Source organism: Ramlibacter alkalitolerans, assembly GCF_016722765.1.
GTDB classification, from domain to species: Bacteria; Pseudomonadota; Gammaproteobacteria; order Burkholderiales; family Burkholderiaceae_C; genus Ramlibacter; species Ramlibacter alkalitolerans.
The window spans coordinates 303,521-329,149 of record NZ_JAEQND010000002.1; the positions used below are offsets into that span (position 1 = coordinate 303,521).

Genomic DNA, 25,629 nt, shown 5'->3' on the forward strand with positions numbered 1-25,629 from the left:
CGCTTCTAGCGCGCGAACCATTCCTCCCAGTAGTCCAGGCAGGCCTTGATCTTCGGCAGCCGATGGCGCGTCGGCGCCGTGACGGCGTACACCGGCACCGGTTGCGGATCGATGAAGCCCGCCAGCACCTCCACCAGCAGCCCCTGCGCCACGAGCGCCTCGCCCACCCACGTGTTGAGCCGGCCGATGCCCAGGCCTTGCAGCACCATCTGGGCCACCGTGCCGGAGTCGTTGGCGCGCCATTGGCCGCGCGCCGGGTAGGCCCGGGCCTCGCCCTCGACCCGGAACGGCCACTCGTTGAGGAACGTGACCGCGTTGTTGGTGACGAGCGCGTGCGCCGCCAGTTCCTCGGGGCGTGCAGGCAGGCCGCGTGCCTGCGCATACGCGGGTGCCGCGTAGAGGGCGCGGCCCAGCGCGCCGATCTGCCGCGCGACCACGGTGTCCGGGAGGTTGTTCACGGTGCGGATCGCGATGTCGATGCCTTCGCGCACCATGTCCACCAGCCGGTCGCCGACTTCGAGCTCGAGCTGCAGGCGCGGATGGCGCGCCGCCAGGCCGCCGAGGCTGGGCACCAGCCGGTACTCGGCGACCAGCGAACTCGCCGCCACGCGCACCGGGCCGCTCGGTTCGCCCGAGCGCGCTGCGAACGCGCCTTGCATTTCCTCCAGCGTGTCGAGCGCGCGGCGGCTGTAGGCGAGGAAGGTGCGCCCTTCGTCGGTGAGCGAGAGGCCATGGGTGGAGCGGTGCATGAGCCGTGCGCCGCAGGCCTTTTCGAGCCGCGCCAGCGTGCGCGAGACCTGGCTGACGGGCACGTCCCGCTCGCGCGCGACGGCCGAGAGCGAGCCGAGTTCGGCCACGCGCGCATAGAGCGCCATCTCGTCGAACTGCAGTTGCTGCATGGCGCCGATGCTAGCGGTCCGCGCAAGGCCTTGCAGCCGGCGCAAAACCGATTTGCGGCCGGCGCCGTTTCGCCCGGGCCGCGCGCTTCCTAGAGTGGCTTGCTCGCATCCACCCTCCAGGAGAGCCGCATGGACTACCGCTGCACCGAAGCCTTCGCCCGCCAGATGGAAGCCGCCGCCCTGCGTGCTGAGGGCCTGCGGCAGGAGGCGATCGGGGCCTTCTGGCATGCCGTCGGTGCTGGCGTCCGCATCGCCTGGAGGGCGCTGCTGCGCCGGCTGGTGCGCCCGTCGCGCACCGAAACCCTGTTCCCGGAGGCCTGAACCATGCCCACGCTGCAACTGAAGATCACCCCGCCGCAATCCACGGAGCGCCTCGGCCTGCTGGCCCGGCGCCTGACGGACCTCTCCACCGAGGTGCTGGGCAAGCGCCGCGAGGTCACGGCCGTGGTGATCGAGGAACTGTGGCCGGGCCGATGGTTCATCGGCGGCCGCAATCCGCGCGATCCGACCGCGATGCTGGAGATCCGCGTGACCGAGGGGACGAACAGCGTCGAGGAGAAGGAGGATTTCATCGCCGCCGCGTGGCAGGAACTGCAGCAGCAGCTCGGGCCGTTGGAGGAGGGGAGTTATGTGGTCGTGCAAGAGGTGCCGGCGACGGATTGGGGCTACGGGGGGCGGACGCAGGCTGCGCGCAGGATGACGGTGCCGGTGCTGTGAAGCTGTCGTTGGGCTGCGTAACGATCTTGGGCAGCGCAGCCTCAGCGCCCCTGCGTCATTCCCGCGCATCGCGGGAACCCAGAGAGCGCGAAGCGCTGTGCGTCGGAAATCCCGACGGGCCTCGTCACGCCAACGACGACACGGCCGATCGTCGCGACGGCCGGGGCACGGTGCGGGACCGCGTTGGTGATGCCCGGAAAATCGGGCCTGCCGGCACAGCGAGGCTACACAGCGACAGCGATGTGAGCCTCGCGTACGTGGACATGCTCGCAACATTTGTTGGACCGGAGAGTTTGCCGCGCGCGGCAAACTCGCAGGGACTTATGTTGCGCGTGCCGGCAGGCCCGATTTTCCGGGGAAGTCCGGCGCGCGAAGCCGCCGGACCTTCACCATTGCGGGCACGCACCGTGCGCCGGCCGGCGTGACGCCCCCGGAAAACAAAAGAGGGCGCTCATCGCGCCCCCTCTGGGTCCCCGCCTGCGCGGGGATGACGGATGTCCCCCCGCTCTGCGCGGCAAGTCCAGCAGTTACTGCACCGCGATCTGGCGCGCCGTCACGACCGGCTTCTTCTTGCCGACGGTCAGCGTCAGCACGCCGTTTTCCAGCTTCGCGCTGGTCGCGTCGGTGTCGATGTCGGCCGGAAATTCGTAGGCGGCCTTGTACTGACGCGGCGCGCCTTCCACGGTCTTGACGCTCAGGACGGTGCCGTCGACGTCGATGGCGAGCTGCTCGCGCGCCACGCCGGGCACGTCGAGCGAGAGGGTCCAGGCCTCGCCGTTCTGTTCCACCTTGGCCGCCTGGGCGACCGGCTGGAACACGGAGTCGGCGAGGAAGCGCTCGAAGCTGCGGTCGAAGGCGCGATGGGTACGAAGGGCGGGGGCGAACAACATGGTCAAACTCCTCTGGGTGGATGGCATCGGGCGCGGGCGGCTCCTGTCGCCGCGTCCCTTAAACTTCGCGGCTCTCGCATTCGATCGCCGCCTGGTCCCCATCTGCGCACCAGCCACGACATTTCAAGAGATTTCCAGGCATGAAAATTCTTCGGCGCACGGTCTTGAAAACGGCCGCTGCAGCGGCATTTCTCCCCGCGTTCGCGCGCGCCCAGCCCGCCACGGCGCCGATCAAGCTGGCGATGATCGAGGGCCTGTCCGGCGGCAACGCCAACGGCGGCGAGGCGGTGTTCCGCAATCTCGCGTGGGCCGTGGAGCGCGTGAACCAGCGCGGTGGCGTGCGCACCCGTGCCGGCGCGCGGGCGCTGCAGCTCGATCGCTACGACAGCAAGGGCCAGATCGAGGAAGCGCTGTCGGCACTGCGCTCGGCCATCGACGACGGCGCGCGCGTGATCCTCCAGGGCAATTCGTCGGCGGTCGCCGCCGCGCTGATCGAGGCGATCAACCGGCACAACGAGCGCGAGCCGGAGCGCCGCGTGGTGTTCCTCAACTACTCCGCCGTCGACCCGATCCTCACCAACGAGAAGTGCAGCTTCTGGCACTTCCGCTTCGACGCCCATGCCGACATGCGCATGGCGGCGCTGATGTCCGTTCTGCGCGACGACCGCGCGCTGCGCTCGGTGTACCTGCTCAATCCGGACTACAGCTTCGGCCACGCGGTGCAGCGCGAGGCGCGCCGCCAGCTCGCCGCCCAGCGCCCCGACGTGCAGGTGGTCGGCGAGGAACTGCACCCGCTGCTGCGCATCAAGGACTTCGCGCCGTACGCCACCAAGATCAAGGCGAGCGGCGCCGACGCGGTGATCACGGGCAACTTCTCCAACGACCTCACGCTGCTGGTGAAGGCCGCCCGCGAGATCGGCTTCGAGGGCCGCTTCTACACCTTCTACGGCAACGCGCTCGGGGCGCCGGCGGCGATCGGCGAGGCCGGCGTCGGCAAGGTGCTGGCCGTGGCCGAGTGGCTGCCGAACCTGCCCACGCGCGAGAGCGAGGCCTTCTACCAGTCCTTCCGGCAGCGCTTCCCGCGGCCGGCGGACGACTACGTGCACCTGCGCATGCAGATGCTGGTGGAGGCGCTGGCGCAGGCCATCGAGCGCGCCGGCGTGGTCGAGGCGGTGCCGCTCGCCCTGGCGCTGGAGCAGGTGCAGGTGAGCTTCGCGGGCCAGGCGGGCCGCATGCGTGCGGCGGACCACCAGTTCCAGCAGCCGCTGGTGCTGGGCCTGATGGACCGGCTGGGCACGCCCGGCGTGCGCTTCGATGTCGAAGGATCGGGCTACGGCTTCCGCGTCGTGCGCGTGATCGCGCCGGCGCAGGCCGAATTGCCCCACGCCTGCAAGATGGCGCGCCCGGCCTGATACTGCGGACCCTATGCGCAAGATCGTCGTCGACCTCGAAGAATCCAAGATCCGTGAAGTGGCCAATGCCGGCATGGGACGCAGCGACGTGCTGCCGTTCTGGTTCGGGGAGAGCGACGAAGTCACGCCCGCCTTCATCCGCGAGGCGGCCATTGCCTCGCTGACCGCGGGCGAGACCTTCTACGCCCACAACCTCGGCCTGCCGGAGCTGCGCCAGGCCATCTCCGCCTACACCTCCAGGCTGCACGGGCCGGTGGGGACCGACCGCATCGCCGTCACGTCCGGCGGCGTCAACGCGCTGATGCTCGCCTGCCAGGCGGTGGTGGATGCCGGCGACGAAGTGGTGGTCGTGACGCCGGTCTGGCCCAACCTGCCGGCGCAGGCGCGGATCATGGGCGCGAAGCTCAAGCCCGTGTCGCTGACGCCCACGGACGGCGCCTGGACGCTCGACCTGCAGCGCCTGCTGGACGCGATCACGCCGGCCACGCGCCTGCTGATCGTCAATGCGCCGAACAATCCGACCGGCTGGACGCTCACGCGCGCCGAGCAGGAGGCGATCCTGGCCCATTGCCGCCGCACCGGCACCTGGATCCTGGCCGACGAGGTGTACGAGCGCCTGTACTTCGAGCCGACGCCGAACGCCTGCGCGCCGAGCTTCCTGGACGTGGCCGGGCCGGAGGACCGCGTGGTGATCGCCCACAGCTTTTCCAAGAGCTTTCTCATGACGGGCTGGCGCTTGGGCTGGCTCGTGATGCCGCCGCAGATGACCCACCACATGGGCAAGCTGATCGAGTTCAACACCTCCTGCGCCAGTGTCTTCACGCAGCGGGCGGCCGTCGAGGCAGTCCAGCGCACGGAAGAAGTCACGCCGCGGGTGGTGGCGCACCTGAAGACCTGCCGCGACACGCTGGTGCCGCTGCTGCAGGGCCTGCCGGGGGTGGAACTGAGCCCCGCCCGGGGCGGCATGTACGCGTTCTTCAAGCTCGACGGCTTCGACGATTCGCTCGTGCTGGCGAAGCGGCTGGTGGCGGAAGCGGGCATCGGGCTGGCGCCCGGCAATGCCTTCGCGCCCGAGGCGAATGGCTGGCTGCGGTGGTGCTTCGCGTCAAAGGATGTGGCACGGCTGAGGCAGGGGGTGGACCGGCTGGGGACGTGGCTGGCCAGGCCGACCGGTCGAGCCGCCGCGTAGGCTGGCGGTGACCCGCGAAGCGCGGGAACCCCAGCGCTCCGATGCGCTCGCGCACCGCTGGGGTTCCTTCGTCACCACCAGCCTACAAAGCCGGGTCGAGGCACCCCCGTAGGTGGCGGTGACCCGCGAAGCGCGGGAACCCAGCGCTCCGCCGTCATTCCCGCGCAGGCGGGAATCCACCGCCGCGCCCGGCGGCCCCGGGTCCCCGCTGCGCGGGGATGACGGGGCTTTTGCCCGTCAGCTATAATCCCTAGGTTCTGCACCTCGCAGAGCGCACGTACGGCCGCACGTTCCAGCAGGCCGCACGCAAGTCAACAACTTTCAAAGGAATCCGATGACCGCCATCAACAAGGCAGAGATCGTCGCCGCCAACGCGCGCGGCACCAACGACACCGGCAGCCCCGAAGTGCAAGTCGCGCTTCTCACGGCCCGCATCAACGAGCTCACCCCGCACTTCAAGACGCACGCCAAGGACCACCATGGCCGTCGCGGCCTGCTGCAGCTGGTGAACCGCCGCAAGCGCCTCCTGGCCTACCTGAAGGACAAGGACGCCTCGCGCTACACGGCCCTGATCGGCAAGCTGGGCCTGCGCAAGTAAGCAGCCCCCACCGAGGCAACGCCTGAGACGGTTCGCGCAACTGGCTCAGGCGTTTTTCACTTCGGAGCGGCCGCGACCGGATACGCGCTGTGTCATTCCTCGGGGGCTTGGGAGCCTCCCGAGTCCCCTAGGAATGGCATCGTGTTCGGCCCCACGCCCCTCCGTCCCATCGAGAGAAAAGAGGACATGCCATGAGCATCTTCAACAAGGTCACCAAGTCGTTCCAGTGGGGCAACCACACCGTCACGCTGGAAACGGGCGAGATCGCCCGCCAGGCCGGCGGCGCCGTGCTGGTCAACATCGAGGACACGGTGGTGCTCGCCACCGTCGTCGGCTCCAAGACCGCCAAGCCGGGCCAGGACTTCTTCCCCCTGACCGTCGACTACATCGAGAAGACCTACGCCGCCGGCAAGATCCCCGGCAGCTTCTTCAAGCGTGAAGCCAAGCCCTCGGAACTCGAGACGCTCACCTCCCGCCTGATCGACCGCCCGATCCGCCCGCTGTTCCCCGAGGGCTTCTACAACGAGGTGCACGTGGTCATCCACACCATCTCGCTGAACCCCGAAGTCGACGCCGACATCGCCGCCATGATCGGCGTGTCCGCCGCGCTGTCCATCTCCGGCATCCCGTTCAACGGCCCGATCGGCGCTGCCCGCGTGGGCTACGTCAACGGCGAGTACGTGCTGAACCCGGGCCCGACCGCCCGCAAGATGTCCGACCTCGATCTGGTCGTCGCCGGCACCGAGGCCGCCGTGCTGATGGTGGAATCCGAGGCGCAGCAGCTGTCCGAGGAAGTGATGCTGGGCGCCGTGGTGTTCGGCCACGAGCAGGGCAGGATCGCGATCGACGCCATCCACGAACTGGTGCGCGAAGCCGGCAAGCCGGTCTGGGACTGGCAGCCGCCGGCCAAGGACGAAGCCTTCATCGCCCGCGTGAGCGCCGTCGCCGAGGAGAAGATCCGCGCCGCCTACCAGATCCGCTCCAAGCAGGCCCGCACGCAAGCCCTGCGCGACGCCACCGCTTCGGTGCAGTCCGCGCTGAAGGAGCAGGGCGTCGAGTTCGACCCGGTGAAGGTCGACAACCTGCTGTTCGACATCGAGGCGCGCATCGTGCGCAGCCAGATCCTCTCCGGCGAGCCGCGCATCGACGGCCGCGACACGCGCACCGTGCGCCCGATCGAGATCCGCACCGGCGTGCTGCCCCGCACCCATGGCTCGGCCCTCTTCACGCGCGGCGAAACCCAGGCGCTGGTGGTCTCCACGCTCGGCACCGAGCAGGACGCGCAGCGCATCGACGCCCTGGCCGGCGAGTTCCAGGACCGCTTCCTGTTCCACTACAACATGCCTCCCTTCGCCACCGGCGAGACGGGCCGCATGGGCTCCACCAAGCGGCGCGAAGTCGGCCACGGCCGCCTGGCCAAGCGGGCGCTGATCCCGGTGCTGCCCTCCAAGGAGGAGTTCCCCTACGTGATGCGCGTGGTCTCCGAGATCACCGAGTCCAACGGTTCCTCCTCGATGGCTTCGGTCTGCGGCGGCTGCCTGTCGCTGATGGACGCCGGCGTGCCGCTGAAGGCGCACGTGGCCGGCATCGCCATGGGCCTGATCAAGGAAGCCAACCGCTTCGCGGTGCTGACCGACATCCTCGGCGACGAGGACCACCTCGGCGACATGGACTTCAAGGTGGCCGGCACGGTCAACGGCGTGACGGCGCTGCAGATGGACATCAAGATCCAGGGCATCACCAAGGAGATCATGCAGGTCGCGCTGGCGCAGGCCAAGGAAGCGCGCATGCACATCCTGGGCAAGATGCAGGAGGCGCTGGGCGCAGCCAAGTCCGACGTGTCCACCTGGGCGCCGCGCCTGTACACGATGAAGATCAACCCCGAGAAGATCCGCGACGTGATCGGCAAGGGCGGCGCTGTCATCCGCGCGCTGACGGAAGAGACGGGCACGCAGATCGACATCGCGGAAGACGGCACGATCACCATCGCCTCCACCGACGCCGGCAAGGCCGAAGAGGCGAAGAAGCGCATCGAGCAGATCACCGCCGAAGTCGAAGTCGGCAAGGTCTACGAAGGCCCGATCACGAAGATCCTGGACTTCGGCGCGCTGGTCAACCTGCTGCCCGGCAAGGACGGCCTGCTGCACATCTCCCAGATCGCTCACGAGCGCGTGGAGAGGGTCACCGACTACCTGTCCGAAGGCCAGGTGGTGAAGGTCAAGGTGCTGGAGACCGACGACAAGGGCCGCGTGAAGCTGTCCATGAAGGCGCTGGCCGACCGTCCGGAAGGCATGGAAGACCGCCCGCCGCGCGAGCCGCGTGGCGATCGCGGTGACCGCGGTGACCGTGGCGACCGTCCCCCGCGCGGTGATTACCGCGGTGGCGACCGTGGCGATCGCGGCGACCGCGGCGAAGGCCGTGGCGACCGCCCCCCGCGCGAGCCGCGCGAGAACCGCGAACCGCGCGAGCCGCGCACCGAGCCGCAGCAGGAATCCGGCGGCAATACGCCCGAGGGCGGCAACCAGCAGTGATGGCGTTCCACGTTGGGCGTTCGGCGTCCGGCGTGGACTCCTTCGCCCAACGCCCAACTCTCAACGCCCAACGAACATGAAAGCCATCGAGATCACGCAATACGGCGCGCCGGAAGTCCTGCGCGCCGGTGAGCGCCCCGACCCGGCGCCGGGTGCGGGGGAACTGCTGATCCGCGTCACCGCCAGTGGCGTGAACCGGCCCGACGTGCTCCAGCGCACCGGCAACTACCCGGTGCCGCCCGGCGCGTCGGACATCCCCGGCCTGGAGGTCGCGGGCACGATCGTCTCCGGCGACGAGAAGGCGATGAAGGACGCCGGCCTGAAGGTCGGCGACCGCGTCTGCGCGCTGGTCTCCGGCGGCGGCTATGCGCAACTGTGCGTCGCGCCGGTCGGCCAGTGCCTGCCCGTGCCGCAAGGCCTGAGCGACGTCGAGGCGGCTTCGCTGCCCGAGACCTTCTTCACCGTCTGGAGCAACGTGTTCGACCGTGGGCGCCTTGCGGGCGGCGAATCGTTCATGGTCCAGGGCGGCACCAGCGGCATCGGCGTCACCGCGATCCAGATGGCCAAGGCGATGGGCGCCTCCAAGGTGCTTGCCACCGCCGGCTCCGACGACAAGTGCCAGGCCTGCGTCGCGCTCGGCGCGGACCATGCCATCAACTACAAGACGCAGGACTTCGCCGAAGAAGCGAAGAAGCTCACCGACGGCAAGGGCGTGGACGTGATCCTCGACATGGTCGCCGGCAGCTACGTCGACCGCGAGGTCAAGTGCGTCAACGAGGACGGCCGCATCGTGATCATCGCGGTGCAGGGCGGGACCAAGAGCGAGTTCAACGCCGGACTGGTGCTGCGCCGTCGCATCACGATCACGGGCTCGACGCTGCGTCCGCGGCCCGTCGCCTTCAAGGCGGCGATCGCGCAATCACTGGCGAAGAACGTGTGGCCGCTGATCGAGGCCGGCAGGATCAAGCCGGTGATCCACAGCACCTTCCCCGCCGCGGAAGCGGCGAAGGCCCATGCGCTGATGGAGTCCAACCAGCACGTCGGCAAGATCGTCCTGACCTGGTAAAGCGAGATGACGAAAAGAAAACTGATTGCCGGCAACTGGAAGATGAACGGCAACCTGGAGGCCAACGACGCGCTGGTGCGCGCGCTGGTGGCGGGGATGAAGGACGCGGGTTGCGACGTCGCCGTGTGCGTGCCGGCGCCGTACCTGGCGCAGGTGCAGATGCTGCGCCACGGCGCGAAGCTGGAACTGGGCGCGCAGGATGTGTCGCAGCACGCCAGCGGCGCCTACACCGGTGAAGTGTCGGCCGCCATGCTGCGCGAGTTCGGCGTGCGCTACGCCATCGTCGGCCACTCCGAGCGGCGCCAGTACCACGGAGAAACCGACGCGCTGGTGGCGGAGAAGGCCAAGGCCGCGCTGGCCCTGGGCATCACGCCCATCGTGTGCATCGGCGAGACGCTGGCCGAGCGCGAGGCCGGCCGCACCGAGGAAGTGGTCAAGCGCCAGATGGCGGCGGTGATCCACGTCAACGGCCACTGCATCAGCGAGATCGTGGTCGCCTACGAGCCGGTGTGGGCCATCGGCACCGGCAGGACGGCGACGCCCGAGCAGGCGCAGCAGGTGCATGCGCTGCTGCGCAAGCAGCTCGCCGCCGCGACCCCGCAGGCCGAGCGCGTGAACATCCTCTACGGCGGCAGCATGAACGCGGCCAATGCGGCCAGCCTGCTGGCGCAGCCGGACATCGACGGCGGCCTCATCGGCGGCGCTTCGCTCAAGTCCGCGGATTTCCTTCAGATCATTGCCGCGGCCAGCGCCTGACGCGCGCCGCGTGACCATAACAACGGAGTATTTGGAATGAACGTCTTGTTGACCATCGTGCTGACCGTGCAGATGCTGACAGCCCTGGGCATGATCGGCCTCATCCTGCTGCAGCACGGCAAGGGCGCGGACATGGGCGCCGCCTTCGGCAGCGGCGCCTCGGGCAGCCTGTTCGGCGCCAGCGGCAGCGCGAATTTCCTCTCGCGCACCACGGCCATCCTGGCGGCGGTATTCTTCGTCTGCACCCTGACCCTGGCTTACTTCAGTCACAGCGTCAAGCCGGTGAGCTCCGGATCCGTCCTCGAGCGCGCGGCCCCCGCGGCGCCCGCCGCTTCGGCCACGGGCCCGAACCCGGCGAACCAGATCCCGGGCGGCGGCACGCCGGTCCCTGCGCAGCAAGGTCCCGCGACCTCGCCGGCGACGACCGCGCCCGTCGCGCCTGCCTCTGGCGCTGCGCAGATTCCAACGAAGTGATCCAGCCCGAGTGATCTAGGTCAAGCAAGGGTCACTGTCGCTTCCGCCCGGCAGTGACGACTTGGATTGAGAGTACACTTAGTGGTTGTACGGATAGGCGAAGCGCTTCGAGGGAAGCGCACTCCTCGCGAGCCTGCCGGACGTGTAGTTTCAGCCGACGTGGTGAAATTGGTAGACACGCTATCTTGAGGGGGTAGTGGCGAAAGCTGTGCGAGTTCGAGTCTCGCCGTCGGCACCAACATAAGAGCCTGCCGGGCACGCACCCGGCAGCGCACAAAGCGCGGACCTTGCCGAAGATGAACCTCGACCAGTACCTCCCTGTCCTCCTGTTCATCCTTGTCGGCGTCGGTGTCGGCATCGCTCCCCAGGTCATGGGCTGGTTGTTCGCCAAGGGCATGGGCGTGCAGCGGCCCGACGCCGCGAAGAACGCCCCCTACGAGTGCGGCTTCGAAGCCTTCGAGGACGCGCGCATGAAGTTCGACGTGCGCTACTACCTCGTGGCCATCCTGTTCATCCTGTTCGACCTCGAGATCGCCTTCCTCTTCCCGTGGGCGGTCGCGTTGCGGGAAATTGGCCCCGTGGGCTTCTGGGCCATGATGATTTTCCTGTCGATCCTGGTCGTGGGTTTCGTCTACGAATGGAAGAAGGGCGCGCTGGACTGGGAGTGATTCCCCGCGCTCCGTGCTTCGCTCCCACTTCCGTCTCCAGCAAGAAAGTTTTATGGCAAACCAGGGCATCCTCGAAAAAGGTGTCGTGACCACGACCGTGGACACGGTCATCAACTGGGCCAAGACCGGCTCTCTGTGGCCCATGACCTTCGGCCTCGCCTGCTGCGCGGTGGAGATGATGCACGCCGGTGCGGCGCGCTACGACATCGACCGCTTCGGCATGCTGTTCCGCCCGAGCCCGCGCCAGTCCGACCTGATGATCGTGGCCGGCACGCTGTGCAACAAGATGGCGCCGGCCCTGCGCCGCGTGTACGACCAGATGGCCGAGCCGCGCTGGGTGATCTCGATGGGCTCCTGCGCCAACGGCGGCGGCTACTACCACTACAGCTATTCGGTGGTGCGCGGCTGCGACCGCGTGGTCCCGGTGGACGTCTATGTGCCGGGCTGCCCGCCGACGGCCGAGGCGCTGCTGTACGGAATCATCCAGCTGCAGCAGAAGATCCGCCGCACGCAGACCATCGCCCGCGCCTGAAGGAAAGCCACACCATGATGCAGGCCACCGTGAGCCCCACGCCCGAAACCGTGCGCGACGCCGTCGTTGCCGCCCTGGGCGAGCGGGCCAGGAGCGTGACGCTCAGGCTCGGCGAAGTCACCGTCGTCGTCGCCGCCAAGGACTACCACGAGGCCGCGCGCATCCTGCGCGACGCGCCCGGCTGCCGGTTCGAGCAGCTGATGGACCTGTGCGGCGTCGACTACTCCGAATACGGCATGGGCTCGTGGGAAGGACTGCGCTACGCGGTCACCTCGCACCTGCTGTCCGTGAGCCTGAACCAGCGCGTGCGCATCCGCGTGTTCTGCCCCGACGACGACCTGCCGGTGGTGGACTCCGTCACCGACCTGTGGAGCGCGGCCAACTGGTTCGAGCGCGAGGCCTTCGACCTGTACGGCATCGTGTTCGAGGGCCACTCGGACCTGCGCCGCATCCTGACGGACTACGGCTTCATCGGCCATCCCTTCCGCAAGGACTTCCCGGTCTCCGGCCATGTCGAGATGCGCTACGACCCCGAGCGCAAGCGCGTGGTCTACCAGCCCGTGACCATCGAGCCGCGCGAGATCACGCCCCGGATCATCCGCGAGGAGAAGTACGGGGGGCTGCAGTGATGCGGACATCCTTCAACGCAAAAGCCGCGAAAGCCTCGCAAAAGCCGCGAAACGAAATCCTCATGGAAGTTTTCTGCGGTCTTGGTCTTCCTTTTGCGGCTTTTGCGTTGAATGCCTCCTGCTGCGACGGTAAGTGACATGGCTGAAATCAAGAACTACACCCTGAATTTCGGGCCGCAGCATCCGGCCGCGCACGGCGTGCTGCGGCTGGTGCTCGAGCTCGATGGCGAAGTGATCCAGCGCGCCGACCCGCACATCGGGCTGCTGCACCGCGCCACCGAGAAGCTCGCCGAAACCAAGACCTTCATCCAGGCGCTGCCCTACATGGACCGTCTCGACTACATGTCGATGATGTCCAACGAGCACGCGTACTGCCTGGCCGTCGAGAAGCTGCTCGGCATCGACGTGCCGATCCGCGCCCAGTACATCCGCGTCATGTTCTCCGAGATCACGCGCCTGCTGAACCACCTCCTGTGGCTCGGCGCGCACGGCCTCGACTGCGGCGCGATGAACATCCTGATCTACTGCTTCCGCGAACGGGAAGACCTGTTCGACATGTACGAGGCGGTGTCGGGCGCGCGCATGCACGCGGCCTACTTCCGTCCGGGCGGCGTGTACCGCGACCTGCCGGATTCGATGCCCCAGTACCGGGCGAGCAAGGTGCGCAACCAGCGCGACGTCGACCGCCTGAACGACGGCCGCAGCGGCACGCTGCTGGACTTCATCGAGGACTTCACGAAGCGCTTCCCGGGCTACGTCGACGAATACGAGACGCTGCTGACTGAGAACCGCATCTGGAAGCAGCGCACGGTGGGCATCGGCGTGGTCACGCCCGAGCGCGCCCTGAACCTGGGTTTCGCCGGCCCGATGCTGCGCGGCTCCGGCATCCCCTGGGACCTGCGCAAGTCGCAGCCCTACGAGGTGTACGACCGGCTCGAGTTCGACATCCCCGTCGGCCGCACCGGCGACTGCTACGACCGCTACCTCGTGCGCATGCAGGAGCTGCGCGAGTCCAACCGGATCATCCAGCAGTGCGTGCAGTGGCTCAGGGCGAACCCGGGCCCCGTCATCACGGACAACCACAAGGTGGCGCCGCCGGATCGCGAATCCATGAAGGCCAACATGGAGGAACTGATCCACCACTTCAAGCTGTTCTCCGAAGGCTTCCGCGTGCCGGAAGGCGAGGCGTACGCCGCGGTGGAACACCCCAAGGGCGAGTTCGGCATCTACATCGTGAGCGACGGTGCCAACAAGCCCTACCGCCTGAAGATCCGCCCGCCGGGCTTCCCGCACCTGGCCGCCCTCGACGAGATGGGCAAGGGCCACATGATCGCCGACGCCGTGGCGATCATCGGCACGATGGACATCGTGTTCGGAGATATTGACCGATGATTTCTGAGAACACCAGGAGCCGCTTCGCCCGCGAAGTGGCCAAGTACCCGCCCGACCAGAAGCAATCCGCCGTCATGGCCTGCCTGGCCATCGTGCAGCAGGAGCAGGGCCACGTCACGCTCGACGCCGAACGCGAGATCGGCGACTATCTGGGCATGCCCCCGATCGCGGTGCACGAGGTCTCGACGTTCTACAACATGTACAACCAGCACAAGGTGGGCAAGTACAAGCTGAACGTCTGCACCAACCTGCCTTGCCAGCTGCGCGACGGCCTGGCGGCCCTCCAGCACCTGGAAAAGCGCCTGGGCATCGAGATGGGCGAGACGACGCCCGACGGCCTGTTCACGATCCAGCAGAGCGAATGCCTGGGCGCCTGCGCCGACTCGCCGGTGATGCTGGTCAACGACCGCACGATGTGCAGCTTCATGACGGCCGACAAGCTGGACCAGCTGATCGACGGCCTCAGGAAAGCCGAGGGCGTGGCATGAATGCCGACCAGGTCCTCTCGCAGTTCATGGCGACGGGTGTCCAGACCTGTTTCCACAACCGCCACATCGACCCGCAGATCTACAAGGGCCTGGACGGCACCAACTGGCGCCTGAAGGACTACGAGGCGCGCGACGGCTACAAGGCGCTGCGCAAGATCCTCGACGAAGGCCTCACGACCGACCAGGTGATCGCCACCGTCAAGGAAAGCGCGCTGCGCGGCCGCGGCGGCGCCGGCTTCCCCACGGGCCTGAAGTGGAGCTTCATGCCCCGCCAGTTCCCGGGGCAGAAGTACCTGGTGTGCAACTCCGACGAGGGTGAGCCCGGGACCTGCAAGGACCGCGACATCCTGATGTACAACCCCCACATCGTGATCGAGGGGATGATCATCGCGGCCTACGCGATGGGCATCACCGTGGGCTACAACTACATCCACGGCGAGATCATGCAGGTCTACGACCGGTTCGAGGAAGCGCTGGAAGAGGCGCGCGCGGCCGGCTACCTGGGCAACAACATCCTCGGTTCGCCCTTCAGCTTCCAGCTGCATGCGTTCCACGGCTTCGGCGCCTACATCTGCGGCGAGGAAACGGCGCTGCTGGAATCGCTGGAAGGCAAGAAGGGGCAGCCCCGCTTCAAGCCGCCGTTCCCGGCCAGCTTCGGCCTGTACGGCAAGCCCACCACGATCAACAACACCGAGACCTTCGGCGCGGTGCCCTGGATCATCCGCAACGGCGGCCAGGCCTACCTCGACATCGGCAAGCCGAACAACGGCGGCACGAAGATCTTCTCGGTCTCGGGCGACGTCGAACTCCCCGGCAACTACGAAGTGCCCATGGGCACGCCCTTCAGCAAGCTGCTGGAGCTGTGCGGCGGCGTCAAGGGCGGCAGGAAACTCAAGGCGGTGATCCCCGGCGGCTCCTCCGCCCCGGTGCTGCCGGCCGACCTCATGATGCAGTGCACGATGGACTACGACTCCATCGCCAAGGCCGGCTCCATGCTCGGCTCCGGTGCCGTCATCGTGATGGACGAGACGCGCGACATGGTCGAAAGCCTGCTGCGCCTGTCGTACTTCTACATGCACGAGTCCTGCGGCCAGTGCACGCCCTGCCGCGAAGGCACGGGCTGGATGTGGCGCGTGATCGACCGCATCCAGAACGGCTACGGCAAGCAGAGCGACCTGGACCTGCTGAACTCCGTGGCGGACAACATCCAGGGCCGCACCATCTGCGCGCTGGGCGATGCCGCCGCGATGCCGGTGCGCGCGATGATCAAGCACTTCCGCCACGAGTTCGAGGCGAAGATCGCCGCCGCCGCGAAGGCCCAAGCCCCTCACCCCGACCCTCTCCCCGGGGGGGAGAGGGTGAGAACGGAAGCGCGGAGCGCTTAGTCACATGATCGAAATCGAACTCGACGGACAGAAGGTGGAGGTCACCGAAGGCAGCATGATCATGCATGCCGCCGACAAGGCCGGTACCTACATCCCCCACTTCTGCTACCACAAGAAGCTCTCCATCGCGGCCAACTGCCGCATGTGCCTGGTGGACGTGGAGAAGGCGCCCAAGCCGATGCCGGCCTGCGCCACCCCCGTCACCAACGGCATGATCGTGCGCACCCGCAGCGACAAGGCGCTCAAGGCGCAGCAGTCGGTGATGGAGTTCCTGCTGATCAACCATCCGCTGGACTGCCCGATCTGCGACCAGGGCGGCGAATGCCAGCTGCAGGACCTGGCCGTGGGCTACGGCCCCGGCGCCTCGCGCTACGAGGAAGAAAAGCGCGTCGTCATGCACAAGGACGTCGGCCCGCTGATCTCCATGGAGGAGATGAGCCGCTGCATCCACTGCACCCGCTGCGTGCGCTTCGGCCAGGAAATCGCCGGCGTGATGGAGCTGGGCATGGTCAACCGCGGCGAGCACAGCGAGATCACCACGGTGCTGGGCGACACGGTGGACTCCGAGGTCTCCGGCAACATGATCGACCTGTGCCCGGTCGGCGCGCTCACCAGCAAGCCGTTCCGCTACAGCGCGCGGCCGTGGGAACTCTCGCGCCGCAAGAGCGTGAGCCCGCATGACTCCAGCGGCGCGAACCTGATCGTGCAGGTGAAGAACAACAAGGTCCTGCGCGTGCTGCCGTTCGAGAACAACGACGTCAACGAGTGCTGGATCGCCGACCGCGACCGCTTCTCCTACGAAGCGCTCAACACGCCCGAGCGCCTCACCTCGCCCATGATCAAGCATGGCGGCGAGTGGAAGACGGTCGACTGGCAGACCGCGCTGGAATACGTGGCGCGCGGCGTCGCCGAGATCCAGCGGGACCACGGCGGCCGTGCCATCGGCGCGCTGGTCTCGCCGCACAGCACCGTCGAGGAACTGTTCCTCGCGCAGAAGCTGGTGCGCACGCTGGGCAGCGAGAACGTCGACCACCGCCTGCGCCACGCCGAGTTCGCGAGCGAGGAAGGCGTGCGCTGGCTCGGGACGAGCATCGCCTCGCTCTCCACGCTGCAACGCGCGCTGGTGATCGGCTCGAACCTGCGCAAGGACCATCCGCTGTTCGCCCTGCGCGTGCGCGCCGCGGTGCGCAGCGGCGCCCAGGTGAGCGTCGTGCATGACCGCGACGACGACTGGGCGATGGCGATGGCCGGCAAGTCCATCGTTCCCGCCGGCCAATGGGTGCAGGCGCTGTCCGATATCGCCACCGTGATCGGCGACGAGAAGGGCAGCAAGGCGCCGCTGCAAGGCAATGCAACGGATACCGCGAAGGCGATCGCCGCCTCGCTGCTCTCGGGCGAGCGCAAGGCCATCCTGCTGGGGAATGCCGCCGCGCACCATCCGGCGGCGAGTTCGCTGCTGGCCCTGGCCAACTGGATCGCCGAGATGACCGGCGCCACGGTCGGCTACCTGACCGAAGCCGCCAACACCGTCGGCGCGCAACTCGTGAAGGCCGTGCCGGGCAACGGCGGCCTGAACGCGAAGCAGATGCTGGAAGGCGGCTGCAAGGCGCTGTTCCTGCTGAACACCGAACCGGCGTTCGACTCCGCCGTCGGCGCCGGCAAGCTGGGCGGGCAGGGCAGCATGGTGATCACGCTGTCGCCCTTCAAGGCCAACCTGGACATCAGCGACGTGCTGCTGCCGATCGCGCCCTGGACCGAAACGCCGGGCACCTTCGTCAACGCCGAAGGCCGCGTGCAGAGCTTCCACGCCGTGGTCAAGCCGCTGGCGGAAACGCGCCCGGCCTGGAAGGTGCTGCGGGTGCTGGCCAACATGCTGGGCCTGCAGGGCTTCGACTACGACTCGGCGCAGGAAGTGCTGCAGGAGGCGCGCGGCAAGGCCGACGCGGAGCAGGCCTTCGTGCAGGGCAGCCTGCTGTCGAACAGGACGGCCAAGGCCGCCTGGCTGGGCGACACCGACGCCAGGCCGGTCGCCGCGGCGATCTACCAGCTCGATGGCGTGGTGCGCCGCGCGCCCTCGCTGCAGCTGACCGCCGATGGCCTCGCGGGGCAGCAGCAGGCGGTCGCGCAGCAGCAGGTCGCGCAGCCGAACGCGCGCGCGATGGAGGTGACGGCATGATCGATACCATCTACGGCTACGGCAACGGCCTGATCGGCGCACCCTGGTGGACGGCGGCCGGCTGGCCGGTCCTCTGGACGCTGATCAAGATCGTGGTGCTGGTCGCCCCCCTGATGGGCGCGGTGGCCTACCTCACGCTGTGGGAGCGCAAGGCCATCGGCTTCACGCAGATCCGGCCGGGCCCCAACCGCATCGGCCCGCTGGGCCTGCTGACCCCCATCGCCGACGCCCTGAAGCTGCTGACGAAGGAGATCATCCTCCCGACGGTGGCCAACAAGGGCCTGTTCTACCTCGGCCCGATCATGACCATCATGCCGGCCCTGGCCGCGTGGGCGGTGATCCCCTTCGGCCCCGAGGTCGCGGTGTCCAACATCAACGCCGGCCTGCTGTTCCTCATGGGCATCACCTCGCTCGAGGTGTACGGCGTGATCATCGCCGGCTGGGCGTCCAACTCGAAGTACGCCTTCCTGGGCGCGCTGCGCGCCTCGGCCCAGATGGTGAGCTACGAGATCGCGATGGGCTTCTGCTTCGTCGTGGTGCTGATGGTGACGGGCAGCCTGAACATGACCGACATCGTGCTGCAGCAGGACCACGGCTGGTTCGCCGCGCGCGGCATCAACTTCCTGTCGTGGAACTGGTTCGCGCTGCTGCCGATCTTCTTCGTCTACTTCATCTCGGGCCTGGCCGAAACCAACCGCCACCCGTTCGACGTGGTGGAAGGCGAGTCGGAGATCGTCGCCGGCCACATGATCGAGTACTCGGGCATGTCCTTCGCCATGTTCTTCCTGGCGGAGTACGCCAACATGTGGCTCGTCTCCGTGCTGGCCGTGGTGATGTTCCTGGGCGGCTGGCTGCCCCCCATCGACGCGCCGCTGCTGAACTGGATCCCGGGCTGGATCTGGCTGGGCATCAAGTCCTTCATCATGGTCACGATGTTCCTGTGGATCCGCGCCACCTTCCCGCGCTTCCGCTACGACCAGATCATGCGCCTGGGCTGGAAGATCTTCATCCCCGTCACGCTGGTCTGGCTGATCGTGATCGGCGCGTGGATGCAGACCCCCTACAACACGTTCGCCTTTGCAAAGTAAGACCGCCATGGCCGCTGCATCCGACACCCTGGCACCGCGCGAGTCCGCCTTCTCCCTCGGCGACTTCCTGCGCAGCTTCATGCTGCTGGAACTGTTCAAGGGCCTGAAGGTGACGGGCAAGTACTTCTTCGCCCGCAAGATCACCATCCAGTTCCCGGAGGAGAAGACGCCGCTGTCGCCGCGCTTCCGCGGGCTGCACGCGCTGCGCCGCTACGACAACGGCGAGGAACGCTGCATCGCCTGCAAGCTGTGCGAGGCCGTGTGCCCCGCGCTGGCGATCACCATCGAGAGCGAGCAGCGCGGCGACGGCACCCGCCGCACGACGCGCTACGACATCGACCTGACCAAGTGCATCTTCTGCGGCTTCTGCGAGGAAAGCTGCCCGGTGGACTCGATCGTCGAGACGCACATCCTGGAGTACCACGGCGAAAAGCGCGGCGACCTGTACTTCACCAAGGACATGCTGCTGGCCGTGGGCGACCGCTACGAGGCGGAGATCGCGGCCAACAAGGCGGCCGACGCCAAGTACCGCTAACGGACGCGAGGAAAACAAGACCATGGACGTCCGTACGGGCCTCTTCTACCTGTTCTCGGTGGTGCTGATCTTCTCGGCCTTCCGGGTCATCACCGCGCGCAGCCCCGTGTATGCCGCGCTGTTCCTGGTGCTCACCTTCTTCCAGGCCGCCGGCGTGTGGCTGCTGCTGAAGGCGGAGTTCCTCGCCATCTCGCTCGTGCTGGTGTACGTCGGCGCGGTGATGGTGCTGTTCCTGTTCGTCGTGATGATGCTGGACGTCAACGTCGACGAACTGCGGGCCGGCTTCTGGAAGCACTTCCCCCTGGCCGCGACCATCGGCGCGCTGATCGCGCTGGAGATGGCGGCGGTGCTGATGGGCGGCTTCCGCCCGACCGAGGAGCCGCGGGCCGTGCCGGCCGCGGTCGCCGCGGCGCAGGCCGGCGTGCAGTACTCCAACACCAAGGAACTCGGGCGCCTGCTGTACACCGAGTACCTGTACCCGCTGGAGATCGCGGCGGTGCTGCTGCTGGTCGCTATCGTCGCCGCCATCGCGCTGACGCTGCGCCATCGCAAGGACAGCAAGGCGATCGATCCCTCGCAGCAGGTGCGCGTCAAGGCGCGCGACCGCCTGCAGATCATCAAGGTGCCGCCGACGCGTCCGGCGCAACCCGAGCCCGCGGCCGCGGCCGTCGTGCCCGAAGGGAGCAAGGCATGACCATCACCCTCGGACACTACCTCACGCTCGGTGCGATCCTGTTCGCGCTCTCCGTGGTGGGCATCTTCCTGAACCGCCGCAACCTGATCGTGCTGCTGATGGCCATCGAGCTGATGCTGCTGGCGGTCAACATGAACTTCGTGGCGTTCTCCAATTACCTGGGCGACATGCACGGCCAGGTGTTCGTGTTCTTCATCCTGACAGTGGCCGCCGCGGAGTCGGCGATCGGCCTGGCCATCCTGGTGCTGCTGTTCCGGAACAAGTCGAACCTCAACGTCGAAGAACTGAACGAGCTGAAAGGCTGAGCATGTCCGGCCGGGGATCACCCGGCATCCATGGATTGCGGCGGGAGGGCCGCAATGGCATGGCCACGTGCATAGGAAAGAAACGATGAGTACCACTCTCAACGCCGCGACCCTGCTCGCCGTCCCGCTCGCCCCGCTCGCCGGTGCGGTCGCCGCCGGCATCTTCGGCACCACGCTGGGCGGCAACCTGATCGGACGCCGACTGTCGCACACCCTCACGATCCTGGGGGTGTTCATCGCCTTCGTGATCTCCGCGATGACGCTCAAGAGCGTGGCCGTGGACGGGGCGCGCTTCAACCAGACCATCTACGAATGGATGGTGGTGGGCGGGCTGAAGATGGAGGTCGGCTTCCTCGTCGACGGCCTGACGGCGATGATGATGTGCGTGGTGACCTTCGTGTCGCTGATGGTGCACATCTACACCATCGGCTACATGGAGGAAGACGAGGGCTACAACCGCTTCTTCGGCTACATCTCGCTGTTCACGTTCTCCATGCTCATGCTGGTCATGAGCAACAACTTCCTGCAGCTGTTCTTCGGCTGGGAGGCGGTGGGCCTGGTGTCGTACCTGCTGATCGGCTTCTGGTACACCAAGCCGACGGCGATCTTCGCCAACCTGAAGGCCTTCCTGGTCAACCGGGTCGGCGACTTCGGCTTCATCCTGGGCATCGGCCTGATCGTGGCCACCCTGGGCACGCTGAACTACGGCGAGACCTTCGCCGGCGCGCAGAAGCTGGTCGCGCCCTTCGGCTACGGCACCGAGTGGCAGCTGATCACCGTGACCTGCATCTGCCTGTTCATCGGCGCGATGGGCAAGAGCGCGCAGTTCCCGCTGCACGTCTGGCTGCCCGACTCGATGGAAGGCCCGACCCCGATCTCCGCCCTGATCCACGCCGCCACCATGGTGACGGCCGGCATCTTCATGGTGGCGCGCATGTCGCCGCTGTTCGAGCTGTCCGACACGGCGCTGTCGGTCGTGATGACCATCGGCGCGATCACGGCGCTCTTCATGGGCTTCCTGGGCATCATCCAGAACGACATCAAGCGCGTGGTGGCGTATTCGACGCTGTCGCAGCTCGGGTACATGACCGTGGCCCTCGGTGCTTCGGCCTACTCGGTCGCGGTGTTCCACCTGATGACGCACGCCTTCTTCAAGGCGCTGCTGTTCCTGGCCGCCGGCTCCGTGATCATCGGCATGCACCACAACCAGGACATCCGCTGGATGGGCAACGTGCGCAAGTACATGCCGATCACCTGGATCACCTCGCTGCTCGGGTCGCTGGCCCTGATCGGCACGCCGCTGTTCGCGGGCTTCTATTCCAAGGACTCGATCATCGAGGCCGTGCACCTGTCCAAGCTGCCCGGCTCCGGCTTCGCCTACTTCGCGGTGATGGCCGGCGTGTTCGTCACGGCCTTCTACTCGTTCCGCATGTACTTCCTGGTGTTCCACGGCAAGGAGCGCTACGACCAGAACCCGGAAGCGCACGCGCACCACTACTCGGACGAAGAGCCCGACGTGCAGGGCCACGCCGTGCACGACGCCCACGCGAAGGACGACCACGGCCACGGCCACGACGCCAAGCCCCACGAGTCGCCCTGGGTGGTGACGGTGCCGCTGATCCTGCTGGCCATCCCCTCGGTGGTGATCGGCTACCTCACCATCCGCGGCATGCTGTACGGCGACTTCTTCAAGGACTCGATCTTCGTCAACCTCGAGCGGCACCCGGCCATGGAGGAGATGGCCAAGGAATTCCACGGCCCCGTCGCCATGGCGCTGCACGGCCTGACCTCTCCGGTGTTCTGGCTGGCGCTGGCCGGCGTGGTGCTGGCCTGGTACATGTACCTGAAGAACCTGGCGTTGCCGGCGGCCATCCAGAAGCGTTTCCAGCCGGTCTACCGGATCCTGGACAACAAGTACTACATGGACTGGTTCAACGAGAACGTGCTGGCCCCCGCCGCCCGCGGCATCGGCCGCGGCCTGTGGAAGGGCGGCGACCAGGGCGTGATCGAGGGCATCTTCGTCAACGGCAGCGCGCACCTGGTCTCGAGGTTCGCCGGCGTGATCCGCTGGGTGCAATCCGGCTACATCTACCACTACGCCTTCGCGATGCTGATCGGGGTGGTCGTGCTCATGACGTACTTCGTGAGCTGGCCCATGATCAGCGAGTGGCTGAAGAAGTAAGGCGGGGAAGAACAAAATGCAAATGGGACTCTTGAGCCTCGCGATCTGGACGCCGATCGTCTTCGGCGCCATCCTGCTGGCCCTCGGCCGCGACGACCAGGCGCGCATGGTGCGCTGGATCGCGCTGATCGGCTCGATCGTCAGCTTCCTGGTGACGCTGCCCCTGTACAGCCGCTTCAACACCACGACCGCCGACATGCAGTTCGTGGAGAAGGCGGGCTGGATCGACCGCTTCAACGTCAACTACCACCTGGGCGTCGACGGCATCTCGCTGTGGTTCATCCTGCTGACGGCCTTCATCACGATCGTCGTCGTGATCTCGGCCTGGGAAGTGATCACCGAGCGCGTGAACCAGTACATGGGCGCCTTCCTGATCCTCTCGGGCTTCATGATCGGCGTGTTCTGCGCGCTCGACGCCGTGCTGTTCTACGTCTTCTTCGAGGCGACGCTGATCCCGATGTACCTGATCATCGGCATCTGGGGCGGCCCCAACAAGATCTACGCGGCCTTCAAGTTCTTCCTCTACACGCTGCTCGGCTCGCTGCTGATGCTGGTCGCCATGGTGTACCTGTACACCAAGTCCGGCGGCAGCTTCGACATCCTCACCTGGCACAAGCTGCCCCTGAGCGGCCTCGCGCAGACGCTCCTCTTCTTCGGCTTCTTCGCGGCCTTCGCCGTCAAGGTGCCGATGTTCCCGGTGCACACCTGGCTGCCCGACGTGCACGTGGAAGCGCCCACCGGCGGCTCCGCGGTGCTGGCCGCCATCATGCTGAAGCTGGGGGCCTACGGCTTCCTGCGCTTCTCGATGCCGATCGCGCCGGACGCCTCGCGCGAGTGGGCCTGGCTGATCATCGCGCTGTCGCTCATCGCCGTGATCTACGTCGGCCTGGTGGCGATGGTGCAGCAGGACATGAAGAAGCTGGTGGCCTATTCGTCGGTCGCCCACATGGGCTTCGTCACGCTGGGCTTCTTCATCTTCAACGACCTGGGCGTGTCCGGCGGCCTGGTCATGATGATCTCGCACGGCTTCGTCTCGGCCGCCATGTTCCTGTGCATCGGCGTGCTGTACGACCGGGTGCACTCGCGCCAGATCGCCGACTACGGCGGCGTGGTCAACACGATGCCGACCTTCGCCGCGCTGGCGGTGCTGTTCGCGATGGCCAACGCCGGCCTGCCCGCCACCGCCGGTTTCGTCGGCGAGTGGATGGTGATCCTGGCCGCGGTCCGCGCCAACTTCTGGCTCGCCCTGCTGGCCGCCACCTCGCTGATCCTCGGCGCCGCCTACACGCTGTGGATGGTCAAGCGCGTGTACTTCGGCCCGGTCGGCAACGACCACGTCAAGGTGCTGAAGGACATCAACGCGCGCGAGTTCGTGATGCTCGGCGTGCTGGCCCTGGCGGTGCTGTACATGGGCATCTACCCGAAACCCTTCACCGACGTGATGAACGTGTCGGTCGCCGGCTTCCTGAAGCACGTCGCCGTCTCCAAGCTCTGAACGCCGGACGAGAACAACTATGGACAACACGACGAGCCTCGCCGTCATCGCGCCCGAGATCCTGCTGCTGGTGATGGCCTGCGTGATCGCGCTGGTCGACCTCGGCGTCAAGACCCGGCTGCGCAACCTCACCTACGTGCTCACCATGCTGACGCTGGCGGTCGTCGCCTGGATGACCGGCGACCTCGCGGCGCAGGGCGACACGGTGTACGGCTTCAACCGCATGGTGGTGAGCGACTCGATGGCCAACTGGCTCAAGTGCTTCGCCACGATCGCCATGATGGTGTGCCTGGTCTACGGCCGGCCGTACGCGGGCGACCGCGACATGCTGCGCGGCGGCGAGTTCTTCACCCTGGCCATGCTGTCGCTGCTGGGCATCTTCGTGATGATGTCCGGCAACAACTTCCTGCTGATCTACCTCGGCCTGGAACTGCTCACGCTTTCCAGCTACGCGCTGGTGGCGCTGCGCCGCGACCACGTGGTGGCGACCGAAGCGGCGATGAAGTACTTCGTGCTGGGCGCGATGGCCTCGGGCTTCCTGCTCTATGGCATGTCGATGATCTACGGCGCCACCGGTTCGCTGGACATCGGCACCGTGTTCAAGATCGTCGGCAGCGGCCAGGTCAAGCACCAGGTGCTGGTGTTCGGCCTGGTGTTCATCGTCGCCGGCCTGGCGTTCAAGCTAGGGGCCGCGCCCTTCCATATGTGGATCCCGGACGTGTACCAGGGCGCCCCGAGCGCCATCACGCTGATCATCGGCTCGGCGCCGGAACTGGCCGCCTTCGCGATCGCGATCCGGCTGCTGGTGGAAGGCCTGCTGCCGCTGGCGATCGACTGGCAGCAGATGCTGGTGGTGCTGGCCGTGGCCTCGCTGTTCATCGGCAACCTGGCGGCCATCGCGCAGACCAACCTGAAGCGCCTGTTCGCCTATTCGACCATCGGCCAGATGGGTTTCGTGATCCTGGGCCTGGTGTCCGGCGTGATCAACGGCGACCCGGTGTTCGCGCGCAACGCCTACAGCTCGTCGATGTTCTACATCGTGACCTACGTGCTGACCTTCCTGGCGGCCGTCGGCATCATCCTGCTGCTGGCGCGCGAAGGCTTCGAGAGCGAGGAGATCGCCGATCTCGCCGGCCTCAACGAGCGCAGCCCGCTGTACGCCGCGATCATGTCCATCTGCCTGTTCTCGCTGGCCGGCATCCCGCCGCTGGTGGGCTTCTACGCCAAGCTGTCGGTGCTGCAGGCCCTGGTCGTTTCCGGCAGCACGTTCTACATCAGCCTGGCGGTGTTCGCGGTGCTGATGTCGCTGGTGGCCGCCTACTACTACATCCGCGTGGTGAAGGTGATGTACTTCGATGCGCCGATCACCGCGACGACCGTGGCGGCCCCCGCCGACGTGCGCATCGTGCTCACGCTCAACGGGGCGCTGGTGCTGGTGCTGGGCATCCTGCCCGGCGGCCTGATGACGCTGTGCGCGCAGGCCATCGTGAAGATGCTGGGCTCCTGAGTCCTGCCTAGATGCAACGAC

General features: G+C 67.1%; 25 protein-coding genes and 1 tRNA gene. 24 read left to right on the plus strand and 2 right to left on the minus strand.

Going from position 1 to position 25,629, the window contains the following annotated elements; genetic code table 11:
- Positions 1-5: 5 nt before the first annotated feature.
- Complete coding sequence (locus tag JI746_RS04490; RefSeq protein ID WP_201687592.1) at positions 6-899, minus strand: LysR family transcriptional regulator; 894 nt, start codon at positions 897-899, stop codon at positions 6-8.
- Positions 900-1,028: 129 nt separating this feature from the next.
- Between JI746_RS04490 and JI746_RS04495 the strand changes: the two genes are divergently transcribed.
- Positions 1,029-1,220 (plus strand): hypothetical protein, encoded by a 192-nt coding sequence (locus JI746_RS04495; protein ID WP_201687593.1) that lies wholly within the window; start codon positions 1,029-1,031, stop codon positions 1,218-1,220.
- Between the two features lie 3 nt (positions 1,221-1,223).
- Positions 1,224-1,616: a tautomerase family protein gene (locus JI746_RS04500; RefSeq protein ID WP_201687594.1), complete on the plus strand. Its 393-nt coding sequence runs from the start codon at positions 1,224-1,226 to the stop codon at positions 1,614-1,616.
- Between the two features lie 527 nt (positions 1,617-2,143).
- Here the strand turns inward: JI746_RS04500 and JI746_RS04505 are convergent.
- Complete coding sequence (locus JI746_RS04505) at positions 2,144-2,506, minus strand: Hsp20/alpha crystallin family protein (protein WP_201687595.1); 363 nt, start codon at positions 2,504-2,506, stop codon at positions 2,144-2,146.
- Between the two features lie 140 nt (positions 2,507-2,646).
- On the opposite strand from JI746_RS04505, the gene JI746_RS04510 reads away from it, so the two are divergent.
- The 22 genes from JI746_RS04510 to nuoN all read left to right on the plus strand — a co-directional run bounded on the left by JI746_RS04510 (position 2,647) and on the right by nuoN (position 25,608).
- On the plus strand, positions 2,647-3,918 hold the full coding sequence (locus tag JI746_RS04510) for a branched-chain amino acid ABC transporter substrate-binding protein (RefSeq protein WP_201687596.1): 1,272 nt from the start codon (positions 2,647-2,649) through the stop codon (positions 3,916-3,918).
- Positions 3,919-3,931: 13 nt separating this feature from the next.
- Positions 3,932-5,107 carry a pyridoxal phosphate-dependent aminotransferase gene (locus JI746_RS04515; RefSeq protein WP_201687597.1) on the plus strand — a complete coding sequence of 392 codons (1,176 nt, stop codon included), beginning with the start codon at positions 3,932-3,934 and terminating at the stop codon, positions 5,105-5,107.
- A 334-nt stretch (positions 5,108-5,441) separates the two neighbouring features.
- On the plus strand, positions 5,442-5,705 hold the full coding sequence (rpsO, locus tag JI746_RS04520; RefSeq protein ID WP_201687598.1) for a 30S ribosomal protein S15: 264 nt from the start codon (positions 5,442-5,444) through the stop codon (positions 5,703-5,705).
- Between the two features lie 191 nt (positions 5,706-5,896).
- Positions 5,897-8,236 carry a polyribonucleotide nucleotidyltransferase gene (gene pnp, locus JI746_RS04525; protein ID WP_201687599.1) on the plus strand — a complete coding sequence of 780 codons (2,340 nt, stop codon included), beginning with the start codon at positions 5,897-5,899 and terminating at the stop codon, positions 8,234-8,236.
- Positions 8,237-8,312: 76 nt separating this feature from the next.
- Positions 8,313-9,302, plus strand: coding sequence for an NAD(P)H-quinone oxidoreductase (locus JI746_RS04530; protein WP_201687600.1), 990 nt, complete (start codon positions 8,313-8,315; stop codon positions 9,300-9,302).
- 6 nt (positions 9,303-9,308) lie between these two features.
- Complete coding sequence (tpiA, locus tag JI746_RS04535; RefSeq protein ID WP_201687601.1) at positions 9,309-10,058, plus strand: triose-phosphate isomerase; 750 nt, start codon at positions 9,309-9,311, stop codon at positions 10,056-10,058.
- Positions 10,059-10,094: 36 nt separating this feature from the next.
- Positions 10,095-10,532: a preprotein translocase subunit SecG gene (gene secG / locus JI746_RS04540; protein WP_201687602.1), complete on the plus strand. Its 438-nt coding sequence runs from the start codon at positions 10,095-10,097 to the stop codon at positions 10,530-10,532.
- Between the two features lie 153 nt (positions 10,533-10,685).
- Positions 10,686-10,770: transfer RNA gene (locus JI746_RS04545), tRNA-Leu, on the plus strand.
- A gap of 58 nt (positions 10,771-10,828) precedes the next feature.
- Positions 10,829-11,200, plus strand: coding sequence for an NADH-quinone oxidoreductase subunit A (locus tag JI746_RS04550; RefSeq protein ID WP_201687770.1), 372 nt, complete (start codon positions 10,829-10,831; stop codon positions 11,198-11,200).
- Positions 11,201-11,252: 52 nt separating this feature from the next.
- Positions 11,253-11,732, plus strand: a complete 480-nt coding sequence (locus JI746_RS04555; protein WP_201687603.1) for a NuoB/complex I 20 kDa subunit family protein — start codon at positions 11,253-11,255, stop codon at positions 11,730-11,732.
- Between the two features lie 17 nt (positions 11,733-11,749).
- On the plus strand, positions 11,750-12,361 hold the full coding sequence (locus tag JI746_RS04560) for an NADH-quinone oxidoreductase subunit C (RefSeq protein ID WP_201687771.1): 612 nt from the start codon (positions 11,750-11,752) through the stop codon (positions 12,359-12,361).
- Between the two features lie 138 nt (positions 12,362-12,499).
- Positions 12,500-13,753, plus strand: a complete 1,254-nt coding sequence (locus tag JI746_RS04565) for an NADH-quinone oxidoreductase subunit D (protein WP_201687604.1) — start codon at positions 12,500-12,502, stop codon at positions 13,751-13,753.
- Positions 13,750-14,241: an NADH-quinone oxidoreductase subunit NuoE gene (nuoE, locus tag JI746_RS04570; RefSeq protein ID WP_201687605.1), complete on the plus strand. Its 492-nt coding sequence runs from the start codon at positions 13,750-13,752 to the stop codon at positions 14,239-14,241. Before JI746_RS04565 ends, nuoE begins: the two co-directional genes overlap by 4 nt.
- On the plus strand, positions 14,238-15,626 hold the full coding sequence (nuoF, locus tag JI746_RS04575) for an NADH-quinone oxidoreductase subunit NuoF (RefSeq protein ID WP_236599558.1): 1,389 nt from the start codon (positions 14,238-14,240) through the stop codon (positions 15,624-15,626). Before nuoE ends, nuoF begins: the two co-directional genes overlap by 4 nt.
- Positions 15,627-15,630: 4 nt before the next feature.
- Positions 15,631-17,802, plus strand: coding sequence for an NADH-quinone oxidoreductase subunit NuoG (gene nuoG / locus JI746_RS04580; protein WP_201687606.1), 2,172 nt, complete (start codon positions 15,631-15,633; stop codon positions 17,800-17,802).
- Positions 17,799-18,890, plus strand: coding sequence for an NADH-quinone oxidoreductase subunit NuoH (gene nuoH / locus JI746_RS04585; RefSeq protein WP_201687607.1), 1,092 nt, complete (start codon positions 17,799-17,801; stop codon positions 18,888-18,890). Before nuoG ends, nuoH begins: the two co-directional genes overlap by 4 nt.
- A 7-nt stretch (positions 18,891-18,897) precedes the next feature.
- Positions 18,898-19,425: an NADH-quinone oxidoreductase subunit NuoI gene (nuoI, locus tag JI746_RS04590; RefSeq protein ID WP_201687608.1), complete on the plus strand. Its 528-nt coding sequence runs from the start codon at positions 18,898-18,900 to the stop codon at positions 19,423-19,425.
- 22 nt (positions 19,426-19,447) lie between these two features.
- The gene (locus JI746_RS04595) at positions 19,448-20,119 is read left to right on the plus strand and encodes an NADH-quinone oxidoreductase subunit J (RefSeq protein ID WP_201687609.1); all 672 of its coding nucleotides are present in this window, start codon (positions 19,448-19,450) and stop codon (positions 20,117-20,119) included.
- Positions 20,116-20,424: an NADH-quinone oxidoreductase subunit NuoK gene (gene nuoK, locus JI746_RS04600; RefSeq protein WP_201687610.1), complete on the plus strand. Its 309-nt coding sequence runs from the start codon at positions 20,116-20,118 to the stop codon at positions 20,422-20,424. The genes JI746_RS04595 and nuoK overlap by 4 nt, the downstream gene beginning before the upstream one ends.
- A gap of 85 nt (positions 20,425-20,509) precedes the next feature.
- Positions 20,510-22,606 carry an NADH-quinone oxidoreductase subunit L gene (gene nuoL / locus JI746_RS04605; RefSeq protein WP_201687611.1) on the plus strand — a complete coding sequence of 699 codons (2,097 nt, stop codon included), beginning with the start codon at positions 20,510-20,512 and terminating at the stop codon, positions 22,604-22,606.
- Between the two features lie 22 nt (positions 22,607-22,628).
- Complete coding sequence (locus JI746_RS04610) at positions 22,629-24,101, plus strand: NADH-quinone oxidoreductase subunit M (RefSeq protein WP_201687612.1); 1,473 nt, start codon at positions 22,629-22,631, stop codon at positions 24,099-24,101.
- Between the two features lie 19 nt (positions 24,102-24,120).
- Entirely contained in the window at positions 24,121-25,608 is a 1,488-nt protein-coding gene (gene nuoN, locus JI746_RS04615; protein WP_201687613.1) for an NADH-quinone oxidoreductase subunit NuoN, read from the plus strand.
- Positions 25,609-25,629: the final 21 nt, after the last annotated feature.